Source organism: Chryseobacterium aquifrigidense (genome assembly GCF_006716485.1).
Classification (GTDB): Bacteria; Bacteroidota; Bacteroidia; order Flavobacteriales; family Weeksellaceae; genus Chryseobacterium; species Chryseobacterium vietnamense.
Window position 1 is genome coordinate 3,343,182 of record NZ_VFPD01000001.1, and the last position, 16,094, is coordinate 3,359,275.

At 35.8% G+C, this 16,094-nt stretch carries 13 protein-coding genes and 1 tRNA gene; 1 reads left to right on the forward strand and 13 read right to left on the reverse strand.

The window, feature by feature from the left end:
- Positions 1-65 precede the first annotated feature (65 nt).
- The 13 genes from FB551_RS14965 to FB551_RS15025 form a co-directional block, all read right to left on the reverse strand.
- A complete protein-coding gene (locus tag FB551_RS14965) occupies positions 66-2,393 on the reverse strand; it encodes an FG-GAP repeat domain-containing protein (protein WP_142018024.1) in 2,328 nt (775 codons plus the stop codon).
- 209 nt (positions 2,394-2,602) lie between these two features.
- A complete protein-coding gene (locus FB551_RS14970; protein ID WP_047435553.1) occupies positions 2,603-4,273 on the reverse strand; it encodes a T9SS type A sorting domain-containing protein in 1,671 nt (556 codons plus the stop codon).
- 151 nt (positions 4,274-4,424) lie between these two features.
- Positions 4,425-4,500 (reverse strand) — tRNA-His (locus tag FB551_RS14975).
- A 35-nt stretch (positions 4,501-4,535) separates the two neighbouring features.
- Positions 4,536-5,255 (reverse strand): bacillithiol biosynthesis deacetylase BshB1, encoded by a 720-nt coding sequence (gene bshB1 / locus FB551_RS14980; protein ID WP_047435554.1) that lies wholly within the window; start codon positions 5,253-5,255, stop codon positions 4,536-4,538.
- Between the two features lie 82 nt (positions 5,256-5,337).
- Positions 5,338-6,990: a tetratricopeptide repeat protein gene (locus FB551_RS14985; RefSeq protein WP_047435556.1), complete on the reverse strand. Its 1,653-nt coding sequence runs from the start codon at positions 6,988-6,990 to the stop codon at positions 5,338-5,340.
- Positions 6,991-7,081: 91 nt separating this feature from the next.
- The gene (locus tag FB551_RS14990; protein ID WP_142018025.1) at positions 7,082-7,954 is read right to left on the reverse strand and encodes a PstS family phosphate ABC transporter substrate-binding protein; all 873 of its coding nucleotides are present in this window, start codon (positions 7,952-7,954) and stop codon (positions 7,082-7,084) included.
- Positions 7,944-8,141, reverse strand: a complete 198-nt coding sequence (locus tag FB551_RS14995; RefSeq protein ID WP_171006307.1) for a DUF308 domain-containing protein — start codon at positions 8,139-8,141, stop codon at positions 7,944-7,946. The genes FB551_RS14990 and FB551_RS14995 overlap by 11 nt, the downstream gene beginning before the upstream one ends.
- 75 nt (positions 8,142-8,216) lie before the next feature.
- Positions 8,217-9,056: an energy transducer TonB gene (locus tag FB551_RS15000; protein ID WP_047435559.1), complete on the reverse strand. Its 840-nt coding sequence runs from the start codon at positions 9,054-9,056 to the stop codon at positions 8,217-8,219.
- Positions 9,057-9,085: 29 nt separating this feature from the next.
- Entirely contained in the window at positions 9,086-9,655 is a 570-nt protein-coding gene (locus FB551_RS15005) for an ExbD/TolR family protein (protein ID WP_047425067.1), read from the reverse strand.
- A gap of 11 nt (positions 9,656-9,666) precedes the next feature.
- On the reverse strand, positions 9,667-10,275 hold the full coding sequence (locus tag FB551_RS15010; protein WP_047435560.1) for an ExbD/TolR family protein: 609 nt from the start codon (positions 10,273-10,275) through the stop codon (positions 9,667-9,669).
- A 61-nt stretch (positions 10,276-10,336) separates the two neighbouring features.
- On the reverse strand, positions 10,337-11,200 hold the full coding sequence (locus FB551_RS15015; RefSeq protein WP_047435562.1) for a MotA/TolQ/ExbB proton channel family protein: 864 nt from the start codon (positions 11,198-11,200) through the stop codon (positions 10,337-10,339).
- 240 nt (positions 11,201-11,440) lie between these two features.
- Positions 11,441-14,254: a leucine--tRNA ligase gene (gene leuS / locus FB551_RS15020; protein WP_142018026.1), complete on the reverse strand. Its 2,814-nt coding sequence runs from the start codon at positions 14,252-14,254 to the stop codon at positions 11,441-11,443.
- A gap of 172 nt (positions 14,255-14,426) precedes the next feature.
- Complete coding sequence (locus FB551_RS15025) at positions 14,427-14,903, reverse strand: lipocalin-like domain-containing protein (protein WP_047435565.1); 477 nt, start codon at positions 14,901-14,903, stop codon at positions 14,427-14,429.
- 145 nt (positions 14,904-15,048) lie between these two features.
- Between FB551_RS15025 and FB551_RS15030 the strand changes: the two genes are divergently transcribed.
- Positions 15,049-16,080, forward strand: coding sequence for an acyltransferase family protein (locus FB551_RS15030; protein WP_052187139.1), 1,032 nt, complete (start codon positions 15,049-15,051; stop codon positions 16,078-16,080).
- The last annotated feature ends 14 nt before the right edge of the window (positions 16,081-16,094 follow it).

Here is a 16,094-nt window from a genome sequence, read left to right on the forward strand (position 1 = left end):
GCTATAAAAAAAACGGGCTAAAGCCCGTTTCCATTGAATATTATGATGACTATTTAAATCCGTTATTACTGATTTTCTTTTGTTATGGATACGATTTCTTTTGAATCTTCCTTATTCATAAAACTGAATAATACATCCGGCAGCTCATTGTGACAAGGATCCTCAGAGGTTCTATTCGTATTAAGGCTTCTATTGGTAACTTTTGCTGCAGAAAACATTACAATTCCTCCATCTTTTCTGAGAGTTGCCAATTCTTCATTCTTAGTACTCGGGTCAAAGTTTCCGAAGCACATTACATTATTTTTGGTTTGAAGGAGCGGAAACTTTTCAGCAGTAATCCCGGATAGGATGGTTCCGTTTAATTTGAATAATTTATAATCTCCGTCAAAATTCCTGTGCGCTATAATTTCAGCAACACCATCTGCATCAATGTCTCCTACAGCCAGTCCTTTCCAGTCTGACGCAGAGCCCCAGTTTGTAAATTCAGAAACTTTTGTGAGAACGCCACTATCGTTAACACGGTAAACGTGTATACCATTATACATTAAATTATTGTCATCCGCATCAACAAGTAATACGATCTCATCTTTTGTATCCCCATCGAGATCACCGGATGCCACTGCTTTGATCTTAGAATTAGCAGGCAGATTAAGTGAATTTACATATACTGACTGTATATCTGTACCATTGAACTTATATACATGAACCTCTTTATTATAATTTCTTACTGTAATAACATCATCTTTTCCCCCACTGATATAATTTCCTGCTGTTACACCTACCCATTCTGACTGCGCTCCCCAACCAGTATATTTTGCATGCTGAACGATATTACCATTATCAACTTTTAAAACATATATCCCATTTTCGCTGGCATCTGCATGATCACTTAACGCTACAATTTCACTTTTGCTATCTCCAAAAAAATCACCGGCAGCCAGACCTTTCCAGTTATATGAAGCTCCCATTACTTTACTGCTGGTCACTTGCTGAAACGCTCTGTCATGGGGTTCCAGAGTCTGCATCAACCCATCAAAATTTCTTATCACGACAAATTCATCGTCGCTGTCTCCATCAAAATTACCGCTTGCAATTCCCCTCCAGTCAGAATCTTCTCCATACTCATGATCTGTATTGACGGGCACAATTAAGTTTTCAAAATTTGATAAAAGAGCCCACGTGATAGAAGAATCAAATACGGTTATATTGCTGTAATAATTTTTGGCTGCCTGTAAATCTGAAACTATCTGATATAGTGTTTTATCGTCATATTGAGATAAATACAACCATAAATAAGCTGTATAAGTGCCATATCTGGGAGTTACAGCAGGATCAGAGGTATTAATATTATACTTGATATTCCAATTCTCACCATTATAATTAACCCCATTTTTTATATGCAGAGGAGAGATATAAATATCTTTAGTCAGCGTTTTAGTATAGGCATTTATATCTGCAGTGGTATAAATAAGGTTTCCATTAATTGAAATACCATACTTATTGCATTCATAAGGAAAGGCAGCCGTTAAATCAGCATGAGAAATATCTTCACGTAAAGTATCGTGCTTCCAATAGGTCCAGACATTAGATCCTAAGCTGGCATTAAGTTGTGTATTTGCTTTTATAAAATTGGCGATTTGATTGAGCTGGACAAGATAATTGTTTTCACCTGTTGCCCTGTACATCTGCACCAGCACTCTTCCCACAGAGCTTTGCATATTAAAAGGTAAGATTACTCCCGGAAAAGCTATTGGTGGATTATTATCGCTGCGTTCTTTGTAATATCCTATCGTGTTGTTAGAACCAGGTTCTATAAACCATTGGCCCGTATGGTAAGCAAGTGTTTCTTTTATTTTTTGGATGAGATCATTAGCAATTGTTATATAGGTTTGACCTGCATAACGACCTATTGAATCATATGTTAAATTTTGAATAGTACTGTCTTTTTTAACGATTGCTGCAAACTTAGCCATAGGATAGGTAATATTGGCACTATGTACCAAATGCGAATAAGGCAACCCTGTTGTATCTGTTACCGCATTATAATGGTTAGTAGACCAGGCAGCACCGGAAACATGGCGATAATCATAAATTATCGGGTATCCCAATGTAGGATTTCTCAAATCATCTCTCCTGTCAATGGTATTTCCGATACACTGGATTAAAGTTTCAGCATATTTTTTTTCAAGTGTTTTTTCATACATTAAAACCAATGCTTCCATATGGGCAGGGACAGCCCACGCGAACTCAAGCTGATCTGTACTTGTTGAATTACCATTCCATTGATCAAGGCCTCTGGTATCAAAAAGACGTTTAAAATAAGATTGGGAACCTGATTGAGAATAGGATTTTATTGCAAAAAAAACAATAAGAATTGTAAAGATTTTTTTCATGTTAATAGCTTTGATTAAGTGAGTTGAGTGAGATTTTTCTCATGATTCTACTTAAACAAATATAAGTGTTTTAGTCACCAATCATGGAATTTATTTTGTGAACATTTAGCCCCCCAGTAAAGCAAGCGAAAAGTTAAAGCTCAGACTTGAAAAAAATAAAGCCTTTCAAATTTTGAAAGGCTAAAAATAGGTTAAGATGTACAAATAACTTATTCTTTAATAAATTGTTCTGTAATTATTTTCTTTTCTGTGACTACATTTAGGATATAGTTTCCATTCGGAAATGCTGAAATATTTATTTGTGATTCCTTTGTAGTTTTTATGAGTTGACCTGCCAGATTAAAAATTTCAACCTTTACAATTTTATCACCAGTTTTTATATTTAAAACATCTTTAGCAGGATTTGGATAAATTTTAAAATCATGAATGGGTACTTCTGCCACACCAAGACTTCCCATCAATTCATAAGCTCCGGCATCAGGGTTACCCATACGGGCTGTTCCTCTTATATCATCTGTAGGAGCATCTGTCATCATCCCGTAATTAACAGCAACGCTATTAGGTAACAAGGACAATCCATCATCTGAAGTTCTTAAAATTCCATCTGCTCCAAAAATATTGGTTTCATCTGTAAAGCCTGGATTCGTCTGAAATATATTATTAGGATAACCATATAAAGAATTTTGGTTTGCCAAAGTATAAAATCCCTGCGGCAACTGAAACAGGTTATTATAGAAGTAATTTTCAGCCGGCCAGTCATTATGATTTTTATAATCTGCTCCGGGCTGACTATCTGTACCATTAATATTACCCCAGAATATATTATTTTTTACGTAGTTATTTCCCAGATAGGTAAAAAATCCACCTCCCCTTGTTCCCGTATTTTTATAAATGGTATTGTTGATGACTTTATTGTTTCCATAATAAAGAAAAATACCTCCTCCCATGTAGTTTGTAGTATTTTCGTAAAGGAGATTATTGACGATGAGATTCGAACCCTTTTCAGTATAAATACCGCCGCCGCCATAATAATAAGTATCAATCAGACTGATCCCTCCTTTATTTTTAGCGATCACATTTTTACTGATCACATTATTTACACCTAAAACTGCATATATACCCCCACCATCGCCGGTAGCAGTATTATCATGAATATAATTATTGGTAATGGTATTGGTTCCTTCAAATACACTAACGCCTCCACCATCATAGAAGGCTTTATTATTATAAATCTCATTGTTAGAAATGATATTATTACCATTTGACGTGTAAATGCCTCCACTTGAATAGCCGGAATTCATATAAATCCTGTTATTCGAAATTGTATTATTTCCATTAATAAAATAGATGGCAGGACCTGCTAATCTCGAAGCAACATTTCCGTTTAGATTATTATTAACAGTACCATTCGCAAAGCCATTAGTAATAGAAAATCCATCTAATCTCACACCAATTGCATTGATACTATTACCAGAAAACAATACAACATGGTAACAGTTGTCAGTTTTAGTTCCTAAGGTACCTATATCACCGCTCAGAATTGTTATATTATTGTTGATATTTCGGTCTGTTAAAGATATTTCAGTTCCATTAAATCCACCATACACAGAAATACCGTCTTTTAAATAAAACGTTTTATCCTGACTATCCGAAGGAGAGCTGTTTCCAAAGGGGTCTCTTGCTGGAATATAAGTTCCGCTGGATACCCAGATTTCATCCCCAATCTGGCTCGCATTGATGACTGTCTGTAAATCATTACTTGCAGTAGCCCAAGAAGTGTAAGGTGCACTTCCGGTACTGGAATTAATATTCACATACCTTACTGTTGAAGAAATTGCAATGGAATTCAATATAAAAAGTAAAAAGTAGATTTTTTTCATTAGCCGATGATGTTCATAATTATCGTGCAAATATACTTTTTATAAGTCAGGATAAAAAAAATAACACACCAAAAAGTGTCATTTCAATACAGTTTGATTGTTTTTCAGACATAAAAAAAGCACATTTCCTTATTGAAAATGTGCTAATTTAGGGTGAATGATGGGTCTCGAACCCACGACCTTCGGAACCACAATCCGACGCTCTAACCAACTGAGCTACAATCACCGTTTTCTGAGTGCAAATATAGGACAATTTCCTCAACTACCAAACAATTCCATCAAAATTTTTCAAAGAAATTAATTTCTCAGATGTAAAGCCCTCAGCGTAAGTCACTCCCGATAATCGCCCTAAATCCTGAGCTCGGTAAGTTAAGCTTTCATAAAAGTCTTTTGTGGTAATTGGAGTTTCAGGTTCTTTAGAAGTTGGATCATAAAACTGAGTTTTGTATGCCATGCAGGCTTCCAGTTTTTTATTAAGATGTTCTGAAATGTCAATGACAAATTCCGGTTTGATATCTTTCCACTGAATATAATGAAATACATGTTTTGGTCTCCACACTTCCTGGGATTCTCCATCAAGTACTGTTTCAATTTTTCTCAGTCCTGACAAAAAGCACGCATCCGACACTAATTTCGCTCCTTTTGCATGGTCCGGATGTCTATCATCAATCGCATTAGCTAAGACGATTTCCGGGCGGTATTTGCGAATCATTTTTACAATCCTCATCTGGTATTCTTCAGAATTGACCAAAAATCCGTCTTTCATTCCCAGATTCTCTCTTGCAGAAAGCCCCAGAATTTTGGCAGCATCTGCAGCTTCGGCTTTTCTGGTTTCATCAGTGCCTCTTGTTCCGAGCTCACCTCTGGTAAGATCTACGACCACACATTTTTTTCCTTCAGAGACCATTTTAGCAATAGTTCCGCCACATCCAAGTTCTATATCGTCGGGATGAGCTCCAAAAGCAAGTATATCAGTTTTCATAAATTCAAAGATAGGATTTAAAATAAAAACTTCCCAAACATAAGGAATGGGAAGTTTTAATATCTATAATTTAAAATTTAAATTACTTGTTGATTTCTGCATTTAATTTTACAGCATCCTGATAAGTAGGATCTAACTGTAAAGACTTTGCAACATAATCTTTTGCTTTTGCAGCATCAGAATCTTTACTCATGTAAGCTACTGCAAAGTAGGCGTAAGCAAGAGTCTGCTTGTTAGCTTCCTGATCAGCAGGTTTTACTGTACTGATGAATTTCTCATAAGCCAATTTTGCTGCTTCATTGTTACCAGCTTGTTGGTAAGAATATCCCTGACTGTAATATGCCGGAGCCCAATCCGGAAGAAGAGCAGACATTTTTTGCCATGTAAGAATTGCTCCGTTCCAGTTTTTCGCATCCTGATAAGCTGTTGCCAACTTGAATAATGCATCAGAATCCTGGCTATTAGCAGCAACCTGCTTTTTCAATGCTTCAATAGCAGGGTTAGTAGGCCCTTTATCTGCTTCAGCTTGAGAAGCACCTCCACCACCTGCGATGTTTGCTAATTCAAGATCCCACTTCATTGTTTCATCTTTAGCAGCTTTTGCAATAGCAACTTTCTGCTGAGATTCCGTCATTAAAGCTGTTTTTTTAGCAGCATCTTTTTCATCTTTTGCTAAACCTGCTGCAATAAGACCTTGTAAACCCTGGTCAGCAGGCTGCACTCTTGTTTTCTCAGCCTGAGAAACGAAAGTATCCATATTTTGCTTAGCATCTGCGTAGTTTTTATCGGCATATGCATTGTAAGCTCTTAATTTGAATTTAATAGGATCGTCGATTTTATCAAAAATCTTGTCTAATACCATTTTAGAGTTTGCATAATCTTCGTTTGTGAAGTATAGTTTTGCAATTTCCAATTGAGTATACGGATCTTCATCAGCATATTTTGTATAGTTGATAAGGTCTTGCGTAGCTTTTGCATTCTGCTGATATCTGATATCATAACCAGCCAACGCTTTGTATGCCGGAGCATAAGTAGGATCTACAGCAATTGCTTTATCAATACTTTCTTTTGCATTTTTCCACACTTGTGCCGCCATCCATAAAGTTGCCATTCTTGTGTAAACAGAAGCTTTATTTTTAGCAGTAGGTAATGCTTTATCATAAGCAGACATAGCCTCTCCCGGCATTCTCTTTAATCTGTAAGCATCTCCTAATGTATAATAATAATGTGCAGGAACACCTTTTTTCTCAGCTTTCTCGATAGCTTTAGTCAAAAACTGGATAGCCAGATCCGGTGAACTGTTTTTTTCGAATAGAGTTAAAGCTTCTGCTGCTCTGAAAAGAACTTCAGCATCTTTTTCTCTTGAATCAGTAACTACTTTCTGAATTTCAGCAATGGCATTTTTATCACCTTTACCTAATTTCACAGCAGCTAAACCGATTTTGTTCAGATAGCTTTTACCATCAGCAGCTAAGCCTTTATTGAAATTTTCAATGGCCTTAGCATAATCCGGCTCTCCTTGTCTTAAGAAAGTATTTCCCAAATAGAAGTAGTTTTCAGCTGTAGGTTCTTTAGCGATCATTTCAGTGAAGTTTGTTTTTGCCTGTGCAAATTTATCACTGTCTATACTGTTGATACCATCCTGCAATGTCTGTGCAGAGGCAAAACCGGTAAAAAATACCACGGCTGCTCCAAAAGCAATCTTCTTTACATTCATATTCATTATATCTTTCATTTTATATTTTCTAATAATTGAGTTTTATTCTACACAATTTTCAGACCAAATCAAAATTTTTAATGGGGATAAATTGTGAATTTAATATTTTTTAACGCATCTGCACTTCTCTCTTATAAATATTATAAGGTTGAAGGCCTTCTTTCTGTACAATTTTCTGTCCTAAATGAGTACATGAAAATCTTATAAATCCATTGGCAATATTGAAATTCCCTTCGTTGATCAGGAAATAAAGTACTCTTGTAAACGGATATTCCATGGTACGAAGTCCGTCAAAATCCGCATTATACGATTTTCCATTTTCTACTACAGGAAGAACCTTCACCATCTCTCTCAATTTTTCTGAAGTTTTATCATAAGGACGGCTAAAAGTATTTAATCCAACAACACCTATTTTATCAGGATATTTTCCTAATTCCTCTATAATCTTCTGGTTTCCCGGAATAATGGAAAATTTCAGGTCTTTTGGTTGTTTTTTCAGTTTCTCAGCAACAAAATTCAGGTTACTGGAGTTGGTTCCGTCAAAAATAAATTCCTTTTTATCAGATATCAAACCGCTGTTGATTTCTTCCATTGAAATACTTTCTTTCGGAGAATCTTTAGGAACAACAAAAACTACTGCATCTGCAGCGAATTTAGCAGGAAGAAACTTTAAATCTGTTCTTTCCTCATATGTTTTTATTTCTTCAGGATTAAGATTTCTGGACATTACCACCACTTTAGCACTTCCTTTCAAAAGATCAAGAAGTCCCAGGTCTTCTTTCTTCCTTTCTACTTTGATATGTGTTTCAGGATAGTTGATCATATATCCTTCAGCTAATGCTTCTGTAACGCTTTGAAAAGATTCGTCAGTAAAAATTGTAAGATCACCTTTGTGATAGGAAGGAGTATTTTTCTCCTTTTTGCAGCTTGCCAGCATCATGCTCAAAACAAAAATTACTGCAAGCTTAAAACTATTCTTCATTTCTCGATTTTTTAATTCTTGAGATCGCCCTGTAAATTCTAAAAATACCATAAATAATAAGCACTACTCCTAATGCATAAGCAACAGCAGGCTCTAAAATAGTAAAGAAGAATTTGTAGACAATCACTACAATTCCTAAAACGATATAAAACAATCCCGTAACCAGGGATAACCAATTGAACATCATGTAACAAAAATACCAAAAAAAATAAAAAGAGAAGCATATGCTTCTCTTTTTATTTATATTTTGAATAAATAAGTCTTATTCAAAGTTCATAGTAAATGGTACGCTATAGTAAGATCTAACGCTCTCCCCGTTTCTCTTCGCAGGAGTCCATTTTTTAAGTTTCTTAACTACACGCATTGCTTCGCTGTTGAAGTCGCCATTTGGAGATTTCTCTTCAATAGTAACATTCGAAACAGTTCCGTCTTTTTCTACAACGAACTTAAGCTTCGCTTTAAGTGTTCCTTCACCTCCTTCCATCAAAGATGTATCGAAGTTATCTCCCAAGAACTTTCTTAATGCTCCCATACCTCCAGGATATTCTGCAGACTGGTCAACATCTTTATAGATCTCGTTAGGGTTGTTCGCTTTTACTTCTACTGTACTAGCTTTAGTACCTGTAGATGGTGGTGGCGGTGGTGGCGTATAAGCCGGAGCTTTTACACCCTCCTGATTCTGTAAACCAGTTGTAGTTTCCAACTGCTTAGAAATCGGTGGTGGTGGAGTTTCAATTTTCGGAGCTTTTACAGGCTCAGGAACTACGTTCTGAATCACCTCAATTTTCTCTTCCTCTTTTGGAGGAGGAGGTGGTGGTGGTTCTTCTTCTTTAGGCTGCTCGATAATCGGTTCTTCTTCGATAATATCTACTAGATCTGCCTTAACTTCTTGCTTAGGCGGAGCTGTAAGATTTTTAATCGTAAGATAGATGAACGGAGACAAAGCTGCCAGAAGGAATAAAGCGGTTCCGATAATAAAAGACTTTGTTAAAAGTCTCGGATACTGATGTCTAAGATCATAGGCACCATATTCCTTGTTTCTATTTTCAAATACGATCTCGTCTAATGTAAGATTCTGACCGTATACATTTTCATCTGCCATAGATTAGATATAACAATTTTATGGTTAAATTACTTTGTAGCAGCAGCTGGTGCAGCAGCACCTCCTACTTTTTTCTCGTAAACAGCTTTTTCCCAAGGCTTAATGTCAGTAACACCGTACTGCTCACTTTTGGTAATTGCCATTTCATCAAGAATATCAACAAAGTTCTTATATACAGCATCGTCAGTTGGCTTAATGATCACGGTAAATTTCGTTTGATCTGCAGCTCTAGATTTTGCCTGCTGAATTACTTTTCTAATTCCTTCTCTGTCAAGAGTAGTTTCCATAAGAGTTTGGTCATTCAAGGATGTAGCATCCTGCTGGTGCCAGAAAACTCTGTTATTTTTTCCTAATAAGATAGAAATTGAGTTAGAAAGTTTAATTTCTGTTGGAGGTGGTTTTTTTGTTTCATCTTTCGGTTTAGCCGGAAGACCCAAATCCATCACGTTCGGTTTACTGAACGTAGTTGTGAACATAAAGAAGGTAATCAATAGAAAACCCAAGTCCACCATCGGAGTCATATCGACTCTGGTACTTTGCTTCTTGGAACGGACCTTGCCGCCCTTGCCGCCTTTCTCTTGTACTTGTACTTCTGCCATTTCTATCGATATTATTCGTTAGGTTTACCTTCTTGTGATGTAATCAACCAAAATTTAAGAAAATCAATATCTCTTAAACCCTCAAATAGGCTTTTAACTTTAGGATACTCAGTTGTAACGTCACCTTTAATCGCTAACTTGTAGTCAGGGTTAACGCTCAAACTTTCTTTTACCCAATCAATTAATTGCTTATTTGTACTGTCCATAGGAATACCTGTAGGACTCTTATAATTTTTCTGCTCATCTGCAGGCAGATCCAAGTACCCTTTAAGTTGGTTCATTGGAACTCCAATTGCCTGAATTTTCTGGAAAGCAGCTTTTTGGTTATTGTCAAAAGTAATACCATACTTTTGTCCCATTTTATCCAAAAGAGCAAGTCTTTCTGATGCATTTTCTACTGGCTGGAAATAGAATTTTCCGTCCGGAGTAGCGTTGATAGTCATTAAACTAGCATCAGGAAGCAATTTTTCCGAAATTGAAGATGGCGGTTTGATCTGCTCCACGTCAGGTTTTTTAAACTGAGTGGTCAAGATAAAGAACGTAAGGAGTAGGAACGCAACGTCACACATTGCAGTCATGTCCGTAATTACTCCATGTCTTTTTGGTTTGACTCTCGCCATTATTATAAAATATTTTTAATTAAACTTCTTTTAATTGCTAATGCAAATATCTTGCTAATTCTTAGTTGAATTCAGCGAAAGATTGTTGGATACTCATAGAGATCTCATCGATCTTGTAAGTTAATCCGTCAATTTTAGATGTAAAGAAGTTATAAAGGATAATAGCGATTGCTGAAGTACCAATACCTAAAGCCGTGTTGATCAAGGCTTCAGAGATACCTGTAGATAGAGCAGCAGCATCCGGAGTACCACCTCCTGAACCTAATGCGAAGAACGCCTTGATCATCCCGATTACCGTTCCAAGTAGTGCTACTAACGTTGCAACAGTACCTAAAGTAGAAAGGATCATCATATTTTTCTCAAGCATTGGCATCTCAAGAGTAGTAGCTTCTTCGATAGCTTTGTTAAGAGCTACCATTTTCTGCTCCTTATTTAATGTAGTATCGTGAGAAAGTGCTTTGTAAGTAGTAAGACCTTCTTTTACTACGTTACCAACAGAACCTTGTTGTCTGTCACACTCTTCGATAGCTTCGTCAATTTTGTTTTGGTTTAGTAAGCTTCTTACTTGTACAACGAAGTTGTCTAAGTTTCCTTTTCCAGCTGCTTTACCAAGAACGAAATATCTTTCAAAAGAGAAAACGATTACAGTAATCATGAAAGTAATCAAGATTGGTACAATAACCCCTCCTTTGTAGATAATACCTAAAAACGATTCTGGGTGAATGTCTTTTCCTTCAACAGTTGAAAAAGCTACAGAACCACTTCCTAGTTTATCTGCATCTTTAAAGTTTCCTGGGCTACCAAGAACGAATAAATAAATACATACTCCTATAGCAAATAGAATAGGAATAATAACAGCTGGATTTAAACCTCCTGCCTTTCTAGCAACTACTTGCTCATCATTTTTTGAAACATTCATTTCCATATTTAACTAAATTATATTGTTTTAAAATTTTACAGGGTGTAAATTAAAGGCAAAATTAATTAAAATGCAAGAGTCTTAATTAAACATTTTGCTTTTTTTTGATAAAGAATTTTTAATACGATTTCGAAATAGTAATTATTTTAAATTATTTTATTTATTTTTTCCAAATTTAACATTTGAATTAAAAAATCATAAAAATAAGACACCCATTTTTTTTAATTTCCCAATGTTAATTTTTTTTTAAATTACGATATTCACAATACGGTGAGGGACTACAATGATTTTTTTAGGGGTTTTACCCTCCAAAATCTGTTGCATTTTCTCGTTCGAAATCACCAAATCTTCTACTTCCTTGGCAGATAATTGAGCGGAAAGTGAAATTTTGAACTTCATTTTACCATTTACACTTACCGGATACTCAATTTCATCTTCAATCAGATAATCCTCATTCAATGCCGGGAATTTTTCAAATTCTATTGATGTATCGTTTCCTAATAAACTCCACAGTTCTTCACAGATGTGAGGAGCATACGGAGAAATGATAACGGCAAGCGGTTCTAAAATATTGCGCTTGTTGCATTTTATTTTCTGAAGCTCGTTCACAGCGATCATAAATGAAGATACTGAGGTATTGAAAGAGAAATTCTCAATATCATATACTACCTTCTTTATTAAGGTATGTAAAACTTTGTATTCTGCTTTTGTAGGTTCTTCGTCTGAAACTTCAAATACTTCCCCATTGAAATAAAGGTTCCAGAATTTTTTAAGGAAACCATATACTCCACTTAGCCCTTGTGTATTCCAAGGCTTGGATTGTTCCAACGGTCCTAAGAACATTTCATATAATCTTAATCCGTCTGCTCCATACTCTTCACAGATGTCATCAGGATTGACTACGTTATATTTTGACTTGGACATTTTCTCTACTTCACGGTCTGTGATGTATTTTCCGTCTTCCAGAATAAATTCTGCCTCAGCATAATCCGGTCTCCATGCTTTGAAAGCTTCAGTATCCAATTCGTCAGAGGTTCCTTTTAATAAGGATACGTCAACGTGAATCTGCTGAGTCTGGTAGTCTTTGGCTAAATTTTTAGATACATACTGATTGGTTCCGTCAATTCTATACACAAATGCACTCATTCCTAAGATCATCCCCTGGTTGATCAATTTCTGGAATGGCTCATCATGATTAATATATCCTCTGTCTTTTAAGAACATATTCCAGAAACGGGAATATAATAAGTGTCCGGTTGCGTGTTCGCTTCCTCCTATATATAAGTCTACCTGTCCCCAATAATCTGCTAAGTCTTTTTTAACAAAAGTTTCTTCATCATTCGGATTCATATATCTAAGGAAATACCATGAGCTTCCTGCCCAACCTGGCATTGTAGATAATTCTAACGGGAAAATAGTTTTATCATCAATTAAATCTGTAGCAACTACTTTCTGGTTTACCTCATCCCAGGCAAATTCTTTTGCATTTCCCAGTGGCGGATCTCCATCTTCTGTAGGTAAGTATTTTTCAACTTCAGGAAGTTCCAATGGTAAAGCAGAAGCAGGCAACGTGTAAGGCATCCCATCCTTATAATATATAGGAACGGGTTCTCCCCAATAACGCTGTCTTGAGAAAATAGCATCACGCTGTCTGTAGTTGGTAGTTCCGTGACCGATGCCTTTTGCTTCGATCTCAGAAATCATTTTTGCTTTCGCTTCATTATAATGTAATCCGTTTAAGAAATCAGAGTTTACACAAACGGAATCTTTGGAATCAAAAGATTTTTCCTGAACGTCTTCTTCGGTTTCTACAACTTTCTTGATTTCAAGATTAAATTTCTTCGCAAATCTGTGGTCACGCTCATCATGTGCCGGAACCGCCATCACTGCTCCTGTTCCATATCCCATCAACACATAGTCTGAAATATAGATTGGCATTTTTTCATTGCTGAAAGGGTTGATCGCATAATTGCCGGTGAAAGCTCCGCTCACGTTTTTCACGTCAGACATTCTGTCTCTCTCCGTCTTTTTAGAAGTTTCTTCTATATAAGTATCTACTTCTACTTTTTGAGCATCCGTAGTAATGGTTTCCACTAAAGGATTTTCCGGAGCCAATACCATAAAGGTTGCTCCAAAGATGGTGTCAGGTCTTGTTGTAAATACCTCAACAGTCTCGTCATGTCCTTCTACTTTGAAACGAACCTGTGCTCCCTGAGATTTTCCAATCCAGTATTCCTGAGAATCTTTCAATGGCTGCGGCCAATCTAAAGTATTTAATCCCTGTAACAATCTTTCAGAGTACGCAGAAATTCTCATACTCCACTGCATCATTTTCTTTTGAAAAACAGGGAATCCTCCTCTTTCAGATTTACCGTCTTTCACTTCATCGTTGGCCAGTACAGTTCCTAATGCAGGACACCAGTTTACTGTTGTTTCAGCTCTGTAAGCCAGACGATAATTTAAAAGGATATCTTCTTTATCAATATCAGAAGCATTCTTCCACTCTTCTGCAGTGAAATTTAATTCGTCGTTCTGATTGGCATTTAATCCTTCTGTCCCTTTTTCTTCAAAATGCTGAATTAAAGAATCAATAGATTCCGCCTTATCTGTATTTTTATTATACCATGAATGATACAACTGGATAAAAATCCACTGCGTCCATTTATAGTAAGAAGCATCAGAAGTTCTTACTTCTCTGCTCCAGTCGAATGAGAACCCGATTTTTTTCAGCTGCTCTTCGTATCTGTTGATGTTCTGTTCTGTAGTAATAGCCGGGTGCTGTCCTGTCTGAATAGCATACTGTTCAGCAGGAAGTCCAAAGCTGTCATATCCTACCGGGTGAAGTACATTAAACCCCTGATGTCTTTTGTATCTCGCATAGATATCGGATGCAATATATCCCAGCGGGTGACCTACGTGAAGTCCTGCTCCTGATGGGTACGGGAACATATCGAGTACATAAAACTTAGGTTTGTCTGTGTTATTAGAGGTTTTATAGGTTTGATTTTCCTCCCAGTATTTCTGCCACTTTTTTTCTATCTGCTGATGATCGTAAAACACTTGATATATATGTTATATGTTAGACTGAATTATTTATCTTTTTGTCAAGATTCACAAAAATAATGATTTTAAAGTAAATAGAAATTGAATTTATGATGAATTGCAATTCTATCCTCAACAAAAAAATCCCATCCGGAGATGAGATCTGTTTTATATCCTGAAGTATATACTATTATTGAGTAACTCTTTTGAAGGTATATGTTCTTGTCTGGAATATAGTAGGATCCTGAGTCTCCTCTCTTACCGCAAGATTGAGCGTTGTAGCATCCAAAGTAATAACCTTTGCATTTTGCGGCTCCACTATTCCCTGGATTTTCATCTGAACGTCTTTCCCTTCCTTATTATAAGTATAATTGAATTTTATATCTGAAAGAATAGCACACTGACCCGGTGTAGCAGTATCTCCCCAGTTCGTCTTCCCTCCTTTAGAGTCAACACTAAACCACCATCTTGTCTTTTTTTGACAATCTGTATAAGTAATCGTGTTAGAAACCGGGTCTTCCCCAACTTCTACCGTGGTAACTACTTCTTTTAACGGTTGCCATGTCCCAACAAGAGGAGCTTCCAGAACAGTATCATTGTCATTACTACAGCCTGTAGCTGCAACAAACAAGGATAAACCTGCAAATAGTAATGCTAATTTCTTCATAGATCAATTTTTTCAAGCGCTAAAATTATAATTTTTTTGATTTATATTACTATTTTTTATGAAAAATTATTTCATCGGCGATTATTTATATATATTTTAAAATAGTGACACCCTATTTTCCCTTTATTTAACAAATAATGAATACATGAGCATCATTCATTCTATTAAAAAAGTTATTTTTGCAGGAAACAAAATACAAATGCAGGATATTACGAAAAACAATTTTGATTTTATACGTGTTCTCCTTGCCTTTATTGTCTTTCTTGGACATCTTGGCACTCTCAGCGCTTCTCCTGATCTCAAGATCTTTGAGCACAGTCCCATTGAAATTGCCGTTTTCGGTTTCTTTGCAGTGAGTGGATTTCTTATTGCAAGGAGCTATGAAAGATCTTCAAGCCTGAAAAGTTATTTGAAAAAGAGAATCAAAAGAATTGTTCCCGCTTACTTATTGGTTATTTTTTTATGTGCCATTTTATTAAGCTTAGTCAGCACTTATTCCTTCACCGAATATTTCAGCAATACACAGGTTTACAAATACCTTTTTTGGAATTCATTATTTTTAAATTTTAAAGCACCATGGCTTCCCGGAGTTTTTGGGAATCAGGCAGTAAATGGAGCCCTATGGACACTTAAAATAGAAATGTGCTACTATTTTGCGGTACCTTTGTTGTTTTTGCTTTTCGGAAAGAATAATAAATACAGAAATATAAGTTTGATTATCTTATACTTTTTATCACTTATTTATCTCAATTATTTTGAATCCTTAAATAAAATTTCGTTAGCCAAACAACTTCCTGGAACATTATCCTATTTTATCCCGGGAATGTTGATCTATTTTAATTTTGACAAGTTTATCAAACATAAAAATATAATTTTCATCATTGCTATCGCCACGGTGTGGATTGATTTATTTTTAAAAATCCAGCTTTTTTCTCCAATGATGATCGGAGTTATCGTAATGTACATTGCTTATTCATTCAAATTCTTAAATAATTTTGGAAAATATGGGGATTTCACCTATGGAATCTACATTTTCCATTTCCCTATTATCAGGACTTTCCAGACTTTAGGATTATTTGAAGATTACAATCCATTTGTAATGGCTTTGGTATGTATGTTGGTGGTAATTGCAGTAGGTATAAGCTCTTGGCATCTTTATGAAAAAAGATTTTTATAATTTAGCAGTTTAAA